An 18,659-nucleotide genomic window follows, 5' to 3' on the forward strand; every position below is an offset into this window, starting at 1 on the left:
TTAGCACAATGGACTACCGAATATAGCCTCAAAGGTAGGGTGCAAAAAGTTTTAGCTCTGCGTGTGCAGATCGTTAAAAAGGCTAAAACCCACTCATCGAGTGGGTTTTTAAATATGGAGGCGAGAGGAGGCGAATTCCTGTCCGAGAATATTGATAATCAGATGCGCTTCACGATGGTGCAGTGACAGTTTTGATTCACCCTAGCGATTCACCCGCAAAAAACCTCCGCTAGAACAGGCCTGATTGTCTCCTTCATCATATTAGTTTGATCGCTCTGTACACCTGAATATTAACACCCTTCTCGAATTCGCTGTTTACGCATCCATTGAGTAGCTACCCATTTTTCGCCACGGATTACAGGTTCACCACTATGCAGCGTTAGTTCATTTAATGTTTGATTATTATAAAAATATTCGAAATAAACAGCAGAACCTTTAACGGGTTTAACAGTAATACCCAAGTTTGGAAGTCTTGTTTCCCCTCCTTCTTCTACATCATTTAAATACATGATTAATGTACTTATTCGATTATTTTGACTCGAAGGGGTATTTGGCCCGAAAAAATCATAATGTTCTTTAAATTCTTGTCCAGGTTCATAATGTAAAACTTGTAGTCCTTCAGCATGTGCAATGGGTACCTGCATTAAGCTTGATATTCGGTCCTCAATTATCGTAATGAACAGGCTTTCATTTTTATCAAAAAACATACCTTCGCTAGTACGAATCTGACTAACTTCTTTATTCGCTAATTTCGATTTTTCAAGACGGGATGCAGCAGACTCGATAAGTGCTTGGCATTCTTCATCGCTTAGTACATGATCAAACTTCATTATTAAAGGTTCTTCATTTAAAACTGTGGCAGTAATGATGTGATTGTCAATTGAATAGACAGATTGAATGGATAAGATAGAAACTTCAGATATCATATAATTAATCAATCTCCTCTACACTCTCTTTATGATGATGACAATAACTTGAACCTATAAATTAAACATGAAATATTTCCATTAATTACTAATATACTATAAATACAATTTTAATATATGAATATATTCTCAGGTAATCACCGATCACATCATAGAAGTTCGTTATGATCTTCATGAAAATAGCAAAATCCACAATCTCAATTGATTGTGGATTCGCATAATAGAAGCGCGTGAGTGCCCTAGCCTATTGTTCGCTTATATCGTTCTACACCTGTAATTATATTAGTTGAGGTTTCTAGTCAAATAGCGCATATATTATTGGAGTCTTTTTCAAGTATACTATAGCCAGATGATTGACTATCTAAACAAATATAGAGGAGTAACTCCACATCATGTTCAAACGACTCACTGCATTATTTTCGATTCCCTCTTATGGCCTGCTCTTCTTATGTATGTTACTTCAGGGAATGGGTATTTCGCTCAGCGCACCCTTTTTGTCCATTTATTTCACTAAACAGCTTGGTGTATCTGTTGGGTTGTTTGGTATTTTCCTCGCTGCCACATTAATTGCCGGGATATGGATCAGTACACTAATCGGAAGACGCTCTGACCTGGGCTTGAATCGAAAAGGCATTTACCTTGTCTCGACGCTCTGTAATGCTCTGGCTTATAGCGGATACTTGCTCATTAATGATTTTATGATCTTGTTTATCTATATGATTGTGTTCACCGCCCTCGGGGCACCAGGGATGCCTCAATTGTTCGCTATTTCCAGAGAAGCAGTGAATAAGAGCAATTTCACGGATCATGCGTTTGCTAATTCTACCCTGCGTTCTGCATTCTCTCTCGGCTTTATTACAGGCCCTCTAATCGGTACCCTGCTAATCGCTGCTGTTGGGTTTAAGGGGATTTTCACGGGGACAATCGGAGTTTTCCTGCTTATTGCCTTTCTAACTTTCCTATTTCTCCAATCAAATACAAAACTGAAAAGCAATCATGCTGAAGTAACCGTAAAAAGCTTCCGGCTGGTTCAAAATCGTAATATTCTGCTTCCTTTTCTGATTCTGATACTCATGTATGTAGCCCACTGGATGAGCAGCATTAATACTGCCCTCTTTATTACCAATAATCTGGGGGGAACGACAAGCGATGTCGGTCTAGTCAGCAGTATTTGTGCCGCGCTGGAAATTCCTTTTATGATTATGCTCGGTCTACTCAGTGTAAAGTACAGCAACCGAATCTTGATGATGTGCGGGGCCGCTCTGGGCGGAGCTTATTATCTGGTTGTCATTACCTCAGGCGCGATGTGGCAGATGCTTGCAGCCCAGATTTTACTCGCCTTTTTTGTTGCCGTTATTTCAGCGATCGGCATTAGCTACATTCAGGATTTGCTTCCAAGCATGCCTGGGTATGCCTCTACGCTCTACTCTAATTCATCTACAATCGGCAGACTGGTTGGTAGTCTTGTTGGCGGGTTATTAGCCAGTTTTGTAGGTTACCGGTATTCATTTGTTCTCTGTTTCATACTCGTCATGATTTCTACAACCATGCTTGCGGTAAGCGGACGTCACTCTGTAAGTGAACCTCAAAAATTAGCCGTTTAATCCACTCTTATTTGCTCATTCCTGATCGGCAACTGCTGATCAGGCTTTTTTTGGTACAATACCCCATGTAAATTCCCCACTCAGCGGATTTTTCATATGAAGGCGGGGAGAGCCCTTAGCAGTCTAGAGATGTTTCTGCACAAGCTGCCCTACTTGCGCTGCTACAGCTTCGATATCCCCATCAACTTCTTCCAGTACATACGATTCCAACACTCCGATTACAGCCGTCCCCAAAAATTTCAAAGTAATTTGCTTATCGGCATTTTGATGCGAATATTCATCTGCATTCAGCTTTTTATCTATTTCCCCCATTGTAAAAGACAAAAACTTTTTGCGAAATGACGAAGTCCCCTTACTTTTAAACAATGAGGCAAAAAACGATTTATGCTGTTCAAAATAAGCAAACCATATAACCGTACCTTCAATTAGCCCTTTATCTTGTTTCTGATCGCATATTTCGCGCAATTGAGCTAAATGGTCATCCACAATCTTATCTAGCAAATCATATTTATCTACATAATGCAGGTAAAATGTTTTTCGACCGATATTTGCTCTTTCTGAAATATGTTTAACCGTAATCTCGTCGAATTCTTCATCATCTAACATTTGCAAAAATGTCGATTGAATAGCCTGTTGCGACTTTAAAATTCTTCGATCTATTTTATTCACACAACCGTCCTCCTTCACTCAATACACATATTCGTTCATTTGTGTAATAACACGCACATTACGTAATGTGGTCATTGAAACCGCTCATCCTATATTTTAATATAAATATACACAAGGATATTAACACACACAAGTGTATTATTAAATAACTTAAATAAAGGTGGTTTTAACGGTGACCGTTACTAAACAGAATGTACGATTTAATGCTCAAGGGCTGCAAGTAGCAGCAATTCTAAATACACCTGAACATGCCGGAGAAAAAAATCCCGCAATTGTGTGCGTTCATCCGGGCAGCAGCTGTAAAGATCAAACGGCGGGAATTTATGCGGAGAAACTTGCTGAGCTAGGGTATGTAACGATTGCATTCGATGCATCCTTTCAAGGCGAAAGCGAAGGCGAGCCTCGTTATGCCGAATACCCAGCAGCACGTGTTGAGGATATTCGATGTGCGGTTGATTACCTGACTACACTTGATCATGTCGACGAGAATCGCATTGGTGTGCTTGGTGTTTGTGCTGGAGGCGGATATGCTGTAAATGCTGCCATGACAGAGCGTCGCATCAAAGCAGTCGGTACCGTCGTTGGTGCGAATATCGGCCGTGTAAATCGTGAAGGCGATCCGATCAAAGTGTTAGAAGCCATTGCCCAACAACGCACTGCTGAAGCGCGCGGAGCCGAATCTATGGTTACACAGTGGATTCCTAGCAATCAAGCAGAAAGAGAAAAAGCTGGTATGACGGATATTGACCTTGTGGAAGCTGTGGATTACTACACAACCCCAAGAGGTCAGAGCCCTAACTCTCCGAACAAATTGAAATTCACTAGCATGGGCTCCGTCATCGGCTTTGATGCTTTCCACTTAGCAGAAAGTCTGCTGACCCAACCTTTGCAGATCATTATTGGTGACGTACAAGGAGCGTTTGGATCCTGCAAGGATGGCCATGAGCTTTATAACCGGGCAGCTTCTGAGAAAAAAGATTTATTCGTTATTGAAGGGGCAAGCCACTATGACCTGTACGACAGACCAGAACCCGTGAATAAAGCCGTTGAAAAATTAGGCGCTTTCTATAAAGAAAATCTGTAATACAATGAATGCAAATGGGGGTGTCTCAATCGACACCCCCTTCATATTTCCCATAAACGCTATCGAGCCAACTACATACCTCCAAAAAATAGAGAAAGGATTGCGGAAAATTAGCGTCTTTGCTTCAATACGTTCATCTGAACATGAAAAATCCTAGGCTAAAGTCTAGGTTCAGACACTCCCTAAGACGGTTATGTCAGGCAAATAAGGCGGATATAATGGATTTATATCTCAGAGCGTGACGTATGAAGTCAAAGGAGTGTTGGAATGTGAAGGCAAAAGAAGCGCCGTCAAAGGCGCCAAACGGCAAGGTGCATTGGGTGTTTTTTAATCCAAAAACCTATGCAACGATTCTCTATTTATTGCTGTCTCTCCCATTAGGGATTATCTATTTTACAATAGCGATAACGGGAATTGCACTATCCATCGGTTTAACTCCAATATTTATCGGAATACCGCTGTTTTTTGGAGTAGCTAAGCTGCTGAATGGAATTGTGAATTTTGAACAAGGCATGATTAGACAAATTTTAGGTTTACCGCATCCGGCTGCTTCGAATACCTACCAACAACAGCCTGAAGCCGGACGGAACTGGTTGATGCGAATGGTGAGAAGTTTTGACGGTGCGCTATTCGTTCGAAATCTGCTGCTCGTCGTACTGAGATTTGTAACAGGCGTTATCTTCTTTGTTATTATGGTAACGGTGATTTCACTAGGACTAGGATTTATTGCGCTCCCAGTCGTACACATCATTTTGATGAATGAAATGCAGATTGATATTTTAGAGAATAACTTGTTTAGTTATTTCCATATCGATTGGACCTATAATCAGCAATATCTGCTGTACGTAGGCGTTGGCCTTGTCATCTCTTGGATCGCGCTTCACGTCGTGAACGGGCTCATGCAAATTCAGCGCAGAATCCTGTATGTGGATGAGACCTATCAACAGCCGTCAGTGTCCGCGGAAGCACAAATGTATTCATCGGTTCAGTCGCCATATGATGATTACCCAGATAATCAGCCTACTCCAGGGATGATGCAGCCAGCCTATAGAGAACCTTAACTTACTGACCGTCAGTATAATAGACCCCGTACCTTAGGACGGGGTCTTTTTTTGGTTTGCACCTTAAGATCAAAATAAAAAAAGAATCAAACGCGTGAACCATCGAAAATATGCTCACGGTTTAATTCTTTTTAAGTACATCGTGTGCGGTGAGCGCCAGCTGTTTAAAACCTCGATTCGCCTTGTAATGCTCAGCTGAGCCCTACTCCTTCACTGCGCCCAGCATAATACCGGATACGAAGTATTTTTGCAGAAAAGGATATACGACCAGCATCGGCACCATGGCGATAAATACCTTAGCCGCATTCAGCGTCCGGTTAGACAGCTCTGACAACTTCTTGTATTGTTCGGGGGTCAGATTGGTGCCAACGGGAATGTTGACGACAAGCTGCTGGATATAGGTTTGGAGCGGATATTTATCGGAAGTGTTCATCAGCACCAAGCCGTTAAAGAACTCGTTCCAGTGATACACGCTAAGAAATAACGCGACTGCAGCAAGAACGGGGATGGAGCATGGGATATACACCCGGAACAAAATCGACCAGGGACCGGCACCGTCGACGACGGCTGCCTCGTTCAGTTCCTTCGGCAGATTGCGGAAGAAGTTCATGATCAGGATTACGTCAAATACCGGCACGCCTCCGCCAAGTACTAACGCCCAGATCGTATTGAGCAAATGATAGTTTTGGATCGTGAGATACCACGGGATCAGACCTCCGTTAAACAGCATGCAGAAGACAAGAATCCACATGAACGCATTGCGCGCTTTGAAATCTTTTTTAGGCCTTGCCAGCGGATAAGCCATTAACACGGTGATCAGCAAGGATAACCCTGTACCGAGCACGGTCCGCTGGATGGAAATCCAGAACGAATTAAAGAACAGGCGATCGTTGATAATTTCCTTATACGGCGACAAGGAGAAACCGATGGGGAAAATGGTAACCAAGCCTGCATTAGCGGCAGATTTGTCGGAGATGGATACACAGAAGGTGTACCATAGCGGGTATATGCAGCTAATGAGCAGGAGGCCGAGGACGATGATATTGGCAATTTCAAACGTCCGTGAGCCTAACGTTTTATTTCTGACCAATGCAGCGCCCTCCTTTTAGAATACCGTGTAATCGGCATAGCGATAAGCCAGACGATAGGATATGAATATCAGCACAAAGCTAATGACCGACTTGAACAAACCGGCCGCCGTCGCCAGCGAGAACTGAAGATTTTGCAAGCCCAGCCGGTACACCCATGTATCCAAAATATCTCCGGTTGAATACACAAGCGGATTATACAGGTTGTACACCTGATCGAATCCGGCGTTCAGCACGTTGCCTAAACTCAAGACGCCCAGCAAAACTACCGTGGTCGTCAGCGCAGGCAGCGTGACGCGCCGGATCAACTGCCACCGGTTGGCGCCGTCAATGGCGGCCGCCTCATACAGATTGGGGTTGACGCCTGTCAGCGCTGCCAGATAAATAATCGCGTTATAGCCAAACTCCTTCCACACATCGGTGCCGATGAGCAGCTGACGGAATATCCCCGCATCCGCCATAAAAAGCTTAGGATCAACGCCGAACATGCCAATGATCGTATTTACGACGCCATAGTAGCCGAAGATTCCGATTACAATTGTTGACATAATAACCCACGACAGAAAGTGTGGCAGGTATACGACGGTCTGAACCAGCTTTTTGTAGCGCAAGCTGCGAAGCTCATTCAGCAGAATGGCAAAAATGAGCGGAATGAGCAAATTGAACACGATTTTGCCGACAGCGATGATGAAGGTATTGAGTATCACCGTCTTGCTGTCATTAAGCTGAAACATATACTTGAAGTTATCCAATCCGACCCACTCGGATTTGAACAATCCATTTCCCGGATTATAATTTTGAAATGCCATCGCAATGCCGAACATAGGCACAATACTGAACATCACAAGCCAGACCATACCCGGCAGCAGCATCAAATAATAGTGTTTCTGATGGCCCAATTTTCTCATTACGGCTAACCTCCCGTCCCGTTTCTCTAGCAGGATAGCAAAGCTTGCAAAAGGCACCTCAAACCGCCAGTGCCTTCCGCAAGCTTCTGCGTCATTACTTCTTCAAGAGCTCCGCGACCTCTTTCGTGATCTCATCTCCGCCTTGAGCCTTCCAATCCTTCACGAATTTGTCAAAGGAGTCGATTGGCGCTTGGCCAAGGATGATTTTCAGAATGGTCTCATCCTCCATCTTTTTCAGGTTGGCCCATTTCGTTTCCATCGTTGGGGTCTGGTTGTAAGTTACGCTAAACACCTTCTTATCGATTGGAATCGTTGTGAACGGACGATCGCCGATCATAATGGAATAGAGGCGCTGGAAATCGCCGAAGTTAGCCGTGTTGAAGTTGCTGACATTCAAATCGTCGAACGGAGCCTTAATGACGTCCTTCACCTTTTTCGCATCGGCATACATCAGCTTGTACAAGCTGTTAGGCTTATTGTAATCCTCCGGCTGGGTCTCGCCCTTCAGTACTTTCAGAAGCTCGGCATATTCGTATTCCGTCTCATTGGCCGCGGCCATCACATTGCGAAGCGGATACCAGCCCACAGCAACCGACAAATCAAAGGTCGCTTCATCACGCACAAGGGCATTATTCATGATGAGGATGGCCTTGACGACATCCGGCTTGGCGTTTTTGCTAATAATGGTATAGGTGCTGCCCGTCGTCTTCATATGCGCATTCCACTTATTGTCGTCGGAATAGACCGGATAGGCCTGCCAGTTCGCCGTCGGATCGTTCTTGAAGGAGTCCCCGTTGCCATAGCCGCCATTCCACCATGGGCCGAAGAAAATCCCCGCCTGGTTGGCATTGATCGGATCTCCTACGTTGTCACGGGTACCCACCTCGGGATCAATTAGCCCTTTTTTGTACCAATCCGCCAGCAAAGCGAGCGTATTTTTCGTATTGTCCGTCAGTGTTCCGTACGATACCGATCCGTCGCCATTGTCGAGCCAGTAGCCCGGATATGCATCCATGGCGCCAAAAATCGGATCAAATCCGCCCATATTGTTGGAGGACAGGAGGAAGGTGGAATAAGGGAACGAGTTTTTGGAAGGGCCGGCGATCCCAATCGTTTTGTCCCCGCCAAGCTTGTTATCAATAAATGCTTTTGCCGTCTTTTCGATATCGGACGTCGTCTTTGGCACCGGCAGCTGCAGCTTGTCGAGCCAATCCTTGCGAATCCATAGGACGTGAACGCCGTCGGTATCCACCGTAATGTTCGGGAGCGAAACCATCTTGCCCTTGTAGCTGGCGTTTTCCATTGCGCGGCCGTCGGTGCTCGCCATAATGTCCTTCACCTGCGAGGATTGATACTGTTGGAACAGATCGGTAATGTCATACAGCAGTCCCGAGCTGGCCGCCTTCGTCATGAAAGAGCGGTCATCGACGACCATGCCGTCAGGCAGCTTGCCTGATGCGATCGTCAAGCTGACCTTCTGCTTGAAATCGTTGCCGGTGGCTGCCGTCCAATCCACAATCACGTTGATGTTGTACTTTTCCTTGAGGTAGCGCGTGTACTGGTTGTTGCTTACGCTGTCGCCTTCCGGCAAGGTTTTGTCTGTCGGATCCACCACCATGCCGATGTGAACATCAACAGGATTAGGAAATTTGGAGAAGGCCAGGTCATCTCCCGATAGTGCCGGGGTTGCGGAGCTTGAGTCTGATTTTGAAGGCGCTTTCAAATCGCTCGCTGAATCATTGGAAGAAGTACATGCTGTTAAACTTAGACCAAGTAATACGACGGAAAGCAGCATTGCCATATTCCTTTTCATCTAATCCCTCCTTAAAAGAGTTGCGAAGCAATTCTTACTTCGTAAGCCATTGCTTAATCTCTTGCCTTCTCATTGTACATGGGAAGCGGAGAAAAAAAGTCAGACGGATGTGCCGTGTTTTGTGGTGGGTGCGGGGCTGAGGTAGATATTTGTCCGATAGATTGTAATCAATCATCCCCCCTATGGAATTGGGCCCGGAATTCCGAGGGCAAAAGACGGGTCTGTTCATAGAAGAGCTGGGAGAAATATTTGGAGTCGTTGTAGCCTACGGCATGAGCAACCCACGCGATCGACTGATTGGTTTCGCACAACAGCCGCTCGGCAGCCCTGATCCGCTCTTGCTTCAAGTAATCATTGAATGTCGAACCCGTCAGCTTCTTAAAGCATTGGGAAAAATAGCTCCGGCTCATATGCACATGATCAGCAACATTCTCGGCATGCAGTGTGTTTGAAGCCTGCTCGCGAATGAACAACACAGCCTTTAGAATGCTGGTCGTCGTATTGGTAAAATGGGTAGATGCCGCAACCTGCGCATAAATACGGTTCCTGTAATCGCGCATCCATTCCACGGCCGACCGGACGTCATTTACATCGGACCGGAACTCGGCATCCAAGGCGAAAACGGGTTCCATTTGGGACAGCACACGCATGAACAGCCCTTCTAGACGGCGAAAGGAAGTCTTCGCTTCGACGGTTTGTTTGCATAAGCGCTGGAAGATGGATTCATTATAGAGCCAGTAGTGAGAGCGCCACCCCTGCTCCAGCCTGCTCCACTCTTCCTCCTCCTGTGAGCAGACGCTTTGCCCGGGCGATGACGCAGAAGGCTCGACGGTACGATCAGACCTTTGGCCTGTCATTTGCTGCCGGATTCGTTTCAAGATTTGCTCGTCGTCCTCCGATTCCAGGCGCACCTTGGAGATATAATCGAGCACGCCCATACGATAAGCCGTCTGCACATTCTCAAACTCTTCGTGAAACGATAAAATAACGGCGCGCAGATCCGGAAATCTTTGGCGCGTGACTTGAAGCAGCTCCATTCCCGACATGACGGGCATCGAGAGATCGACGAACATTAGATCCACCTCATGCGTTTCCATAAACTCCAGCGCCTTTGCACCGTTCGCCGCTTCCCCGACCACCATCATATCGTGATTGGACCAAGGCATAATCGAAATCAAGCCTTTGCGCGCAAGCTTGTCATCGTCAACAATTAATACACGGATCAAACCGCTCTCTCCTTTCTGGGATGGAGATAAGGAAGATTTAACGTAACCGTTGTACCTTGATTCGGCGTACTTTCGATATCCATTCGGGCTTTATAGCCATAAAAGGATTCCAGCATAGACCGAACATATCGAAGCCCAATCCCCCAGCCCGTCTGCTGCTGATCCGGCGTGTCGCGCTGCAGCAAGGCCAGTGTCTCCTGGCTCAGCCCTTTGCCGTCGTCGCGGATGATGATGCGAACCATCTGCACGGTTTCATCGGGCGAAATGATGATTTCCAGCTTGCCGTTATCGTCGAGGCCGTGACAGACGGCATTTTCCACGATGGGCTGCAGGATGAATCTCGCAACAGGACTATCGAGATAATCCTCTTCCGCAATATTCAGTTTCACCTCAAAGTCATGCCGCATCTGCTGCAGCTCCAAATACGTTTGCATAACCTGTATTTCCGACCGGAAAGTAGCAGTTTCCTCTGATTTGCCCAAGTTATAGTTCAGCAAAATAATTAACGAGGACACAAACTTCTCAATCTCCTCCTGCCTATGCATGGCCGCCAGCCATCGCACCGAATTCAGCGTATTCATCAGAAAATGCGGGTTGATCTGGTAGGCAAGCTTTTCGATCTCCAGCTGATGCCGGCGCTTTTCCTTCTGCTCCACATCCATAATCAGCTGCTGAATCTGCCGTTTCATCATATTAAACTGATCGAATAACCGGTCAAATTCATCGATCCCCGTATGATATTGCCGGGTGCCCATGTAGCCCTTGCCAAAGGTCCTCATTTCCTTCTCGATCATTCGAAAAGGCCTGTTAATCAGCCTGCGCAATAACAGCGTGATGGTAAACATCATCAGGAGGGCAATGGCGAGAATCCAAAGCATATGATTTTTCCATGTATAAAGCTCGTGATTGTAGCTGGAGACGGGAAGCAGCAGCGTAATATTGTAACCATAATCACCCGTCATTCGGTTCCATACATAATCGCCTGTCATGCCCGATTGCCCGTTTAAAATCAGACGCTCTCCGGTTGTAAAAGCCGCTGGATTACTGCTATAGGTCACCCGGTCCGCCGTATCGGTGAAAACAAGCGCATACGGCATATTCAGGCTTGCTGAAAGTGAGTTCATATCTGTGGGGATATCCGTCCTGGCTTCAACATAAACGACTAACTGCGTACCATCTGAAAATCGGACTTCTCTGGTTACCGACACCACCAGATCATCGCTGAATCGGCATAGAGATTTATGCGGGGACTGGTATTTCAGTGTCTCCATCCCTGCCACATTAGGCAATGATTGCAGCTTGAAGTCTCCGCGCAGTGGCAAATTCGAATAAGGAGCTTGTCCGCTTGCGGGATTGTAGTACATGACCAGCTCCATAGCCGGGTTCGAAAAAGTAATTAATCCAATATTGTAGGAAATATCGCGGGAGAGAAGACGCTGGCTGTAAATATCCACGGTAGAGACATACGTCTCCATCAGGTTGCCCACGGTGCCTTCCGGCGTCATCTGCTGAGTGACCTGAAGCAGGTTATTGTACATCTGATTCAGCTTTGACCTTTGCTGGTACAGATCAAAAGCCATCGAGGTTTTGATTTTATCGCGCTGCATCGTGTAGATCGCATTGTAGGAGACAGACGCCATCAAGACGGCGCATCCCACAAAACCAACGGTCAAAAACATCATGATTCGTTTGCGAAGAGAGGAGAATACAAATCGATGACGCAGCATAGACATGAAGCCTTTTTTCCTACTGGCAGCCTTTACCGAGCGAATGCCTTTCACCTCCACCACCCCACAATAAGTATGGAACAATATTCGCTATTTGGCGTGTTTATCCTTCCTGATGAGAGGAAAGTTGCGGGGATCTGCACAAGTATTAACCATCAACATTAACCATCCGAGAAAAAGCAAAAACCCGCTCAATGAGCGGGTTCTATGCATGGAGGGCGAACCGTGGATGTTCAAAACCACAATTAGCCTCCATTTGAAATTATGCCAATTTCTCAATAACAATTGAAGCACTAACGGTAGGGGCGCCTCCACCAATACTCCCTTGCAATGTCAGAGCACCCATTTGATCAATACGGTTTAGCGTCAAAATGCCTCCTGCTGTTAAATGAGCAATGACTTGACCTTGATAAGGATTGTTTCCTGCACTTGAACCGTAATTGCTGCAAAGAACCAAAGCTGCTGGAGAAGGTCCGGCAGCGTCTGGATCAAAGAATAACCCAAATGCAGAGTTACCCGGCGTAGGGAATACTGACCAACTGATGTTGTAGAATCCCGTTTCTAAAATATTGATATTCGAGGGTGAAGTGAAAGAAACAGCAGTACTATTGATCAAAGAGTCATTAAAAGTTACAGCTCCACCTTGCCCACCAGGAGCCGGTGCTGCAGCAACAGACTGATCCACCGTACTGCAAAGAAATGCAAAAGATACTGCTGCAGCAGGACCCTGTGGACCCTGTGGACCTTGTGGACCTTGTGGTCCTTGTGGTCCTTGTGGTCCTTGTGGACCTTGTGGACCTGCTGGTCCAGGAGGTCCCGGAGGACATGGAGGACAAATACCTTGCGGACCCTGCGGGCCTGGTGGGCCTGGTGGGCCTTGCGGTCCAGGAGGCCCCGGAGGACCTGGTAATCTACCCATCTTTGTATGCAACTCCTTATTAACTAAATTCAGCGAGCATTATGACCATGGAACCCCTCATTCCATACCGGCCATGGAACAAGATATTCCGGCAGATAAATTTCTATGCAAGTACACCAAAATTTTTCCTCTTCGATTGTATTGTTGTCCATGCATTATCTGCCTCGTTACATACATTGTTTATACGATTCTCTTATATTAGATGGATGGAGGAAAATAATGAGTACAAAAAACGGTTCTGTTGGCATTTTGGTTGCAAACCGTAATCAAAGGAAGTTCGTTCTCAAGCAATATCTTCAGTCCAAAACGATGCACCTGAAATTATTTTGTTTTACCCCATCCTCCATCAACTGGAGGCGGAAACGTATCATCGGGCTTCATCGATCCAACGGCAGATGGGTGGTAGGTTATTTTCCATTTCCCCAAGTAATCTACAACCGCTGTTATGATACCGACCCACAATTAATTGAGCGTTTGGGGGCAGCAATCGGCGTCAATAAGTGCTTCAATCACATTAATCAATTCAGTAAACAAGAGATTTATACGAATTTAAGCAAATGGCTTTCTGACTATTTGCCAGCAACCGCCCCCTTCGACAAGGAGAACGCCGTTCAATTGCTAAAGACCCATAAAGACCTATATTTAAAGCCTTGTTATGGCCATCAAGGAAAAGGTGTAGTTCGAGTAGAAATGCAGGCTTCAGGTGAAATCCACATAAGCCGTCACTATTTTTCGCCTGAAATCATCTTCCAAGACACGCAGCAATTTCAGGAGAGCATACAAGCGATACTTGGCTCCACCCCATATATCATGCAAGAAGGTATCCCTATACAACAAGTAGATGACCGAATTTTCGATATCCGGGCACTCGTACAAAAAAGTGAGAATGGACTATGGTCGGTCACGAATCTTGTCAGCCGGATTGCATCAAAGGGCAGTTTTAATACAAGCATCTACGATAAAGCCTGTTTGTCGCAAGAAATACTCAATCGTCTGTATCCACCCTATAAAGCTAATCGTATTATTCGTTCAATATACGACGTCAGTTTAAGAAGCGCTGAAATCATGGACGAAAACCCCGACTATCATTTAGGAGAATTTAGCGTGGATTTTGCGTTGGGCAATGATGAACATACTTGGATCATTGAGCTAAACGGAAAGCCGCAAAAAACACTATATGATGGCATTCGTAAGCAAAGTGTGGTCTATATGCGACCGATGCAATATGCGCAATATTTATGCACGCACTGACCGATGGTTTAATATATGGCTTGGGGCTTGGCGGGGTTACACGCCTTCGACAGGGGTTCATGTCCCCTGCCTCCACCATGTAAACCCACATCCGTGCGACCTTCTGACGCTCGTTCGTGAACATTAGAAAAAGCGTGATAAAAAGCTGTCCCAAATAAGCTAGCATCAGCGTGCAGACAACTAAGCAATTAGCTGAAAAGCAAGCATGCTTGGCTCAGCAACAACAGAAAGAAATCAAATAAATGAGCATTGAATAGATGGCATTTTGGGTGCTCATCTTCCTAAGCTAAAGGTAAGTGAACTGCCTGTAGCTCAATGGGCTACAGAGTTCCCCAATAATATAGGGACAAAAAAGTTTGGACTACATTTGGACTACAATTTAACCGTAAGAAAAATAAAAACCCGCTCAATATGCGGGTTTTATGTATGGAGCATCATTATCTAAATACGAACTCTCAAATTCCTTATTTTTGACCTCAATTTCATCCACCAAAGACGGTTCAATTGTTACAGGCTGATTGCTGGAATTTAAAATGAGTGTGATCTTGTCATCATAAAGATATATCGCGTTCACAAATACATTAATTAACGTGGGACGGTGCTTTTCATCGTTTACTTTGCCTTTACGCAACTGTGTCAAAAAAACTTGATTTCAGGTTCAACAAAGCGGATGGAATATCCTCTTAAAAAATGTTCATGGGAACCGGGTTATGCTACTCTGAAAACGAAGCTGCCGTTATATTCAGAGATGCGTGAGAAAGTCCCTCCCCCCCATTATTCAGGTAGTGCTTTCTCATTTTATTAAAGACGAATAAGTGGCTTAATAAATGGAGACCATCGGTTCTGTGGCGTGTATGAAAAGGGTGTTTCGCCCGTCAAAAGGAGGCCAAGATGAACGAAACAGCATTGGAGCTTCAGTTATTTGAGAACTTAAAGCCTGAGCTAACATCGTTCTGTTACAGAATGCTAGGATCCATCGATGACGCAGACGATGCTGTTCAGGAAACATTTATTCGTGTTTGGCAAAGTTGGCATTCATTCAGGCAGGATTCCTCATTTAAAACATGGGTATATCGTATTGCATCAAACTTATGCCTGGACAAGCTAAGACAAGCCAAACGCCGCACGCGTCCCGTTGACCTATCCGACCCAGCGATACTCACCGTCAAACTCCGCGAAAAGTTTCTCGACTCAGCTTGGATTTGGCCTGCCCCTGATTTCTCGGGGAGTCCGGAGGATATTTTCATTCGCATTATTTTCCCGATTTGGGCTTCCTGCACAAATATACCGATGAATTTTGCAATCTAATTTCGTCTAAATAAATGAGAAACAAAATTACGATTATCAAAGATAGAAAGGTTGTTAGTTCATGCGTAAAATCATTCTCTTCATTCACAGTTCGATTAATGGAGTTGTCACTGGAGATCCAAGCGAGGACAAAACCAACTGGGCGGTCTGGAGAAATAGCGCCGGGATTGAGGAAGGTTCTCAGTATCTATTAAAAATTTTCGAGACAGCGGATACCATTTTGCTTGGCCGTGGAACATACGAAGACCTCTCTAGAAAGTGGCCAAATACTCGAGGTTCAAGCCTGGGTGATAAGATAAACAACGCCCACAAACTCGTTGTAACAAGCGCCCGCCCACACGAAAATCTAAAATGGGGAGAATTTGAAGCTCCAAAACAATTGACTGGCAGTAATATAGAAGAGCAAATTAAGGACCTAAAAAATGGTGACGGTGGCGACATTGTTATTTTCGGTAGTCCAACGCTCGTACGATCACTTGCAAACGCAAATCTTATTGACGAATATCAGATAGTCATGCACCCGGTTGTGGTCAACGTAGGTGAGCATTTGTTTGATAATCTTAATGAGCAGAAGGAATTCCATCTCGTGGACGTCAAAACACTTAAGGTTGGTTCCCTCTTGGTAACCTACAGACCCGCTAAAGCTTAGCTCAACCAACGGCAGATCATTACTGTCAACACAAACAGTTACCCAGTTGATAATGTGCATTGGACCGTCAACCTATACTATAATTGATTCAACACAGTAGATCCATACGTCCCAAAAATGAAAAGACAGTTAAGCTTGAACGCCTAACTGTCTTTTCATTAGTTGAACCAATTCGTTACTGCAAATCCATCAAGTAAGTGTATCGTGTTCATTTTTAGTAAGGTTGGTGGAGGCGAAGGGAGTCGAACCCCTGTCCGAAGACAACGCCACATACGCTTCTACGGGTGTAGATAGTGGCCCTTGTGATTCATCAATCGCCGCTTTATTTAGTGCTTTGTCTGAATAGGACTTGTATTCGCTAGAATAGGCAGCATTTTCTCACCCTTTTCCATGAAGCAATTGCATTGGCCACAGATCGGTTGAATCAAAAAAACGAAGTTGTTCCTCATCCATCCATTGCACTTTTTATTGGTGCATGACCATATCGTTGTCATTTCCTCTGGAAGATCAATCATCTGTCTTTTCCGTGAATAGTACAAGCAGCATCCTTCTTTCTCTTCCGGAATAATGATGAAAAAAAAAGCCCCAAAACTATGTTTTGGGACTCTAGCAGCAATTATAGTTTAACAACATTCTCGGCCTGTGGGCCTCGATTGCCTTGTACTACATTAAATTCAACGCGTTGACCTTCATCCAACGATTTGAAGCCCTCGCTAACAATTGCACTGAAGTGCACGAATACGTCGTCTCCGCCTTCAACCTCGATAAAACCGAAGCCTTTGTCTGCATTAAACCACTTTACTGTTCCTTGTTCCATGATCCATTACCTCCATACTTTCATAATTACATGATCTTCAAATTCGAAAAAAAATCACATATTGTACAAGGCTAGATAATCAAAATCATAACCCTCTACAATATGTGACTTCAGGTCGAAATTCCAATAAACTAATTATACCACACAACTGGAGTTGATTTACAACTTTTCTTGTATTTCCACTTCAATCCATTCACCTTTTGCTAACCATGACACTATTATGCAACAAAAAAACACACTTCCCAAGTGATCTTAACATAATTCTCAAGGGTTAAGTGCGTTTCTCAATTATTATATAAATTAGCTATCTATATAAAATGAACTAAAGTTTGACCTTGCTTCTCCTTGATTCCATCTGGAATACAGGCGATGTACTTTCCCTTGCGGGTAATGGTCGGGATGACACGATTTGAACATGCGACCCCCTGGTCCCAAACCAGGTGCTCTACCAAGCTGAGCTACATCCCGATAACGATGGTGCCGGTGAAGGGACTCGAACCCCCACGGTTTCCCTCACGATTTTGAGTCGCGCGCGTCTGCCAATTCCGCCACACCGGCTTAAAGAAAACGCGCCCTAAGAGATTCGAACTCCTGGCCTTTTGATTCGTAGTCAAACGCTCTATCCAGCTGAGCTAAGGGCGCAAATATTGGAGCGGACGACGGGAATCGAACCCGCGACCCTCGCCTTGGCAAGGCGATGCTCTACCGCTGAGCCACGTCCGCATATAAATTATAAAACTGGTGAGCCATGAAGGACTCGAACCTTCGACACCCTGATTAAAAGTCAGGTGCTCTACCAACTGAGCTAATGGCTCTCAATTAAAAAAATATTAAATGAAATATAAATCGCGGAACCGACGGGATACTCTCACTTCGTTCGAGACTGCGAAGCAGCGCTAACGAAGTTGATGCTTCGACGAACCCTATAATCGGATTCTCATCCCTGAAGCTTAATTAAATGGCGGAACCGACGGGATACTCTCACTTCGTTCGAGACTGCGAAGCAGTGCTAACGAAGTTGACGCTCCGACGAACCCGATAACCGGATTCTCATCCCTGAAGCTAATTTAAATGGCGGAACCGACGGGATTCGAACCCGCGATCTCCTGCGTGACAGGCAGGCATGTTAGGCCTCTACACCACGGTTCCACGGCCTTATGGGGTCCCCGGAAAGTATTCGGAATATGCCGCAAAGCATTCCTTCACTTTTTGGGGATAAATTGCGGGGGCAGGATTTGAACCTGCGGCCTTCGGGTTATGAGCCCGACGAGCTACCGGGCTGCTCCACCCCGCGTCAGTAATAAAAGTATAAAGTTTTTTGGTGGAGGCTGAGGGGTTCGAACCCCCGACCCTCTGCTTGTAAGGCAGATGCTCTCCCAGCTGAGCTAAGCCTCCATGGGATTGTATTACTTGTTAAGAAATAATTAATGGTGACCCGTAGGGGATACTCTCACTTCGCTCGAGACTGCGATGCAGCGCTAACGAAGTTCATGCTCCGACGAACCCTTATGGATTCTCATCCCCAATCGAAGCGTAAAATTAATGGTGACCCGTAGGGGATTCGAACCCCTGTTACCTCCGTGAAAGGGAGGTGTCTTAACCCCTTGAC

Annotated in this window: 16 protein-coding genes and 8 tRNA genes; 6 read left to right on the forward strand and 18 right to left on the reverse strand. The window is 45.3% G+C overall.

The features are described 5' to 3' along the window. Positions 1-290 precede the first annotated feature (290 nt). A complete protein-coding gene (locus tag KJS65_RS18510) occupies positions 291-926 on the reverse strand; it encodes a 2OG-Fe(II) oxygenase (RefSeq protein WP_213651329.1) in 636 nt (211 codons plus the stop codon). Between the two features lie 392 nt (positions 927-1,318). Here KJS65_RS18510 and KJS65_RS18515 point away from each other — a divergent pair, with 392 nt between their 5' ends. Beyond that, on the forward strand, positions 1,319-2,530 hold the full coding sequence (locus tag KJS65_RS18515) for a sugar efflux transporter (RefSeq protein WP_213651330.1): 1,212 nt from the start codon (positions 1,319-1,321) through the stop codon (positions 2,528-2,530). Positions 2,531-2,653: 123 nt separating this feature from the next. Here the strand turns inward: KJS65_RS18515 and KJS65_RS18520 are convergent, their stop codons facing one another. Further along, on the reverse strand, positions 2,654-3,199 hold the full coding sequence (locus tag KJS65_RS18520; RefSeq protein WP_213651331.1) for a TetR/AcrR family transcriptional regulator C-terminal domain-containing protein: 546 nt from the start codon (positions 3,197-3,199) through the stop codon (positions 2,654-2,656). A gap of 172 nt (positions 3,200-3,371) precedes the next feature. Between KJS65_RS18520 and KJS65_RS18525 the strand changes: the two genes are divergently transcribed. Together KJS65_RS18525 and KJS65_RS18530 are read left to right on the forward strand one after the other, a co-directional pair. Beyond that, positions 3,372-4,283, forward strand: a complete 912-nt coding sequence (locus KJS65_RS18525; protein WP_213651332.1) for an alpha/beta hydrolase — start codon at positions 3,372-3,374, stop codon at positions 4,281-4,283. A 269-nt stretch (positions 4,284-4,552) separates the two neighbouring features. Next, on the forward strand, positions 4,553-5,344 hold the full coding sequence (locus tag KJS65_RS18530; RefSeq protein ID WP_213651333.1) for a sensor domain-containing protein: 792 nt from the start codon (positions 4,553-4,555) through the stop codon (positions 5,342-5,344). A gap of 202 nt (positions 5,345-5,546) precedes the next feature. Here the strand turns inward: KJS65_RS18530 and KJS65_RS18535 are convergent, their stop codons facing one another. From KJS65_RS18535 to KJS65_RS29900, 6 genes are all read right to left on the reverse strand, one after another. Then, entirely contained in the window at positions 5,547-6,434 is an 888-nt protein-coding gene (locus KJS65_RS18535; RefSeq protein ID WP_136607687.1) for a carbohydrate ABC transporter permease, read from the reverse strand. A gap of 15 nt (positions 6,435-6,449) precedes the next feature. Beyond that, positions 6,450-7,340, reverse strand: a complete 891-nt coding sequence (locus KJS65_RS18540; protein WP_213651334.1) for an ABC transporter permease — start codon at positions 7,338-7,340, stop codon at positions 6,450-6,452. Positions 7,341-7,434: 94 nt separating this feature from the next. Next, positions 7,435-9,153, reverse strand: coding sequence for an extracellular solute-binding protein (locus tag KJS65_RS18545; protein ID WP_213651335.1), 1,719 nt, complete (start codon positions 9,151-9,153; stop codon positions 7,435-7,437). Between the two features lie 167 nt (positions 9,154-9,320). Then, the gene (locus tag KJS65_RS18550; RefSeq protein ID WP_213651336.1) at positions 9,321-10,379 is read right to left on the reverse strand and encodes a response regulator transcription factor; all 1,059 of its coding nucleotides are present in this window, start codon (positions 10,377-10,379) and stop codon (positions 9,321-9,323) included. Continuing rightward, a complete protein-coding gene (locus KJS65_RS18555) occupies positions 10,376-12,112 on the reverse strand; it encodes a sensor histidine kinase (protein ID WP_213651337.1) in 1,737 nt (578 codons plus the stop codon). The genes KJS65_RS18550 and KJS65_RS18555 overlap by 4 nt, the downstream gene beginning before the upstream one ends. Before the next feature lie 256 nt (positions 12,113-12,368). Next, positions 12,369-12,791, reverse strand: a complete 423-nt coding sequence (locus KJS65_RS29900) for a hypothetical protein (protein WP_244864625.1) — start codon at positions 12,789-12,791, stop codon at positions 12,369-12,371. A 453-nt stretch (positions 12,792-13,244) separates the two neighbouring features. On the opposite strand from KJS65_RS29900, the gene KJS65_RS18565 reads away from it, so the two are divergent. From KJS65_RS18565 to KJS65_RS18575, 3 genes are all read left to right on the forward strand, one after another. After that, positions 13,245-14,276: a YheC/YheD family endospore coat-associated protein gene (locus KJS65_RS18565; protein WP_213651339.1), complete on the forward strand. Its 1,032-nt coding sequence runs from the start codon at positions 13,245-13,247 to the stop codon at positions 14,274-14,276. Positions 14,277-15,167: 891 nt separating this feature from the next. Then, entirely contained in the window at positions 15,168-15,584 is a 417-nt protein-coding gene (locus tag KJS65_RS18570) for a sigma-70 family RNA polymerase sigma factor (RefSeq protein WP_244864626.1), read from the forward strand. Positions 15,585-15,645: 61 nt separating this feature from the next. Further along, positions 15,646-16,233, forward strand: a complete 588-nt coding sequence (locus KJS65_RS18575; RefSeq protein ID WP_213651340.1) for a dihydrofolate reductase family protein — start codon at positions 15,646-15,648, stop codon at positions 16,231-16,233. A gap of 326 nt (positions 16,234-16,559) precedes the next feature. Here the strand turns inward: KJS65_RS18575 and KJS65_RS18580 are convergent, their stop codons facing one another. The 10 genes from KJS65_RS18580 to KJS65_RS18625 form a co-directional block, all read right to left on the reverse strand. Continuing rightward, positions 16,560-16,772 (reverse strand): cold-shock protein, encoded by a 213-nt coding sequence (locus KJS65_RS18580; protein ID WP_136607681.1) that lies wholly within the window; start codon positions 16,770-16,772, stop codon positions 16,560-16,562. Positions 16,773-16,849: 77 nt separating this feature from the next. After that, positions 16,850-17,050, reverse strand: a complete 201-nt coding sequence (locus KJS65_RS18585; RefSeq protein ID WP_136607680.1) for a cold-shock protein — start codon at positions 17,048-17,050, stop codon at positions 16,850-16,852. A gap of 391 nt (positions 17,051-17,441) precedes the next feature. After that, positions 17,442-17,518 (reverse strand) — tRNA-Pro (locus KJS65_RS18590). Between the two features lie 7 nt (positions 17,519-17,525). Continuing rightward, a tRNA-Leu gene (locus KJS65_RS18595) sits at positions 17,526-17,608 on the reverse strand. Positions 17,609-17,618: 10 nt separating this feature from the next. Beyond that, positions 17,619-17,692: transfer RNA gene (locus KJS65_RS18600), tRNA-Arg, on the reverse strand. 6 nt (positions 17,693-17,698) lie between these two features. Next, a tRNA-Gly gene (locus tag KJS65_RS18605) sits at positions 17,699-17,773 on the reverse strand. A gap of 16 nt (positions 17,774-17,789) precedes the next feature. Next, positions 17,790-17,865, reverse strand: a tRNA-Lys gene (locus KJS65_RS18610). A gap of 257 nt (positions 17,866-18,122) precedes the next feature. Further along, positions 18,123-18,199: transfer RNA gene (locus KJS65_RS18615), tRNA-Asp, on the reverse strand. Positions 18,200-18,270: 71 nt separating this feature from the next. Next, positions 18,271-18,344 (reverse strand) — tRNA-Met (locus KJS65_RS18620). 25 nt (positions 18,345-18,369) lie between these two features. Further along, positions 18,370-18,445: transfer RNA gene (locus tag KJS65_RS18625), tRNA-Val, on the reverse strand. Positions 18,446-18,659 lie beyond the last annotated feature (214 nt).

Source organism: Paenibacillus sp. J23TS9 (genome assembly GCF_018403225.1).
GTDB lineage: Bacteria > Bacillota > Bacilli > Paenibacillales > Paenibacillaceae > Paenibacillus_AQ.

Bases quoted from the DNA above. Each gene is read 5' to 3' on its own strand.
- KJS65_RS18555 (WP_213651337.1), bottom strand. From the start codon at position 12,112: ATGTCTATGCTGCGTCATCGATTTGTATTCTCCTCTCTTCGCAAACGA.
- KJS65_RS18570 (WP_244864626.1), top strand. From the start codon at position 15,168: ATGAACGAAACAGCATTGGAGCTTCAGTTATTTGAGAACTTAAAGCCT.
- KJS65_RS18510 (WP_213651329.1), bottom strand. From the start codon at position 926: ATGATATCTGAAGTTTCTATCTTATCCATTCAATCTGTCTATTCAATT.
- KJS65_RS18585 (WP_136607680.1), bottom strand. From the start codon at position 17,050: ATGGAACAAGGAACAGTAAAGTGGTTTAATGCAGACAAAGGCTTCGGT.
- KJS65_RS18515 (WP_213651330.1), top strand. From the start codon at position 1,319: ATGTTCAAACGACTCACTGCATTATTTTCGATTCCCTCTTATGGCCTG.
- KJS65_RS18545 (WP_213651335.1), bottom strand. From the start codon at position 9,153: ATGAAAAGGAATATGGCAATGCTGCTTTCCGTCGTATTACTTGGTCTA.
- KJS65_RS18575 (WP_213651340.1), top strand. From the start codon at position 15,646: ATGCGTAAAATCATTCTCTTCATTCACAGTTCGATTAATGGAGTTGTC.
- KJS65_RS18565 (WP_213651339.1), top strand. From the start codon at position 13,245: ATGAGTACAAAAAACGGTTCTGTTGGCATTTTGGTTGCAAACCGTAAT.
- KJS65_RS18540 (WP_213651334.1), bottom strand. From the start codon at position 7,340: ATGAGAAAATTGGGCCATCAGAAACACTATTATTTGATGCTGCTGCCG.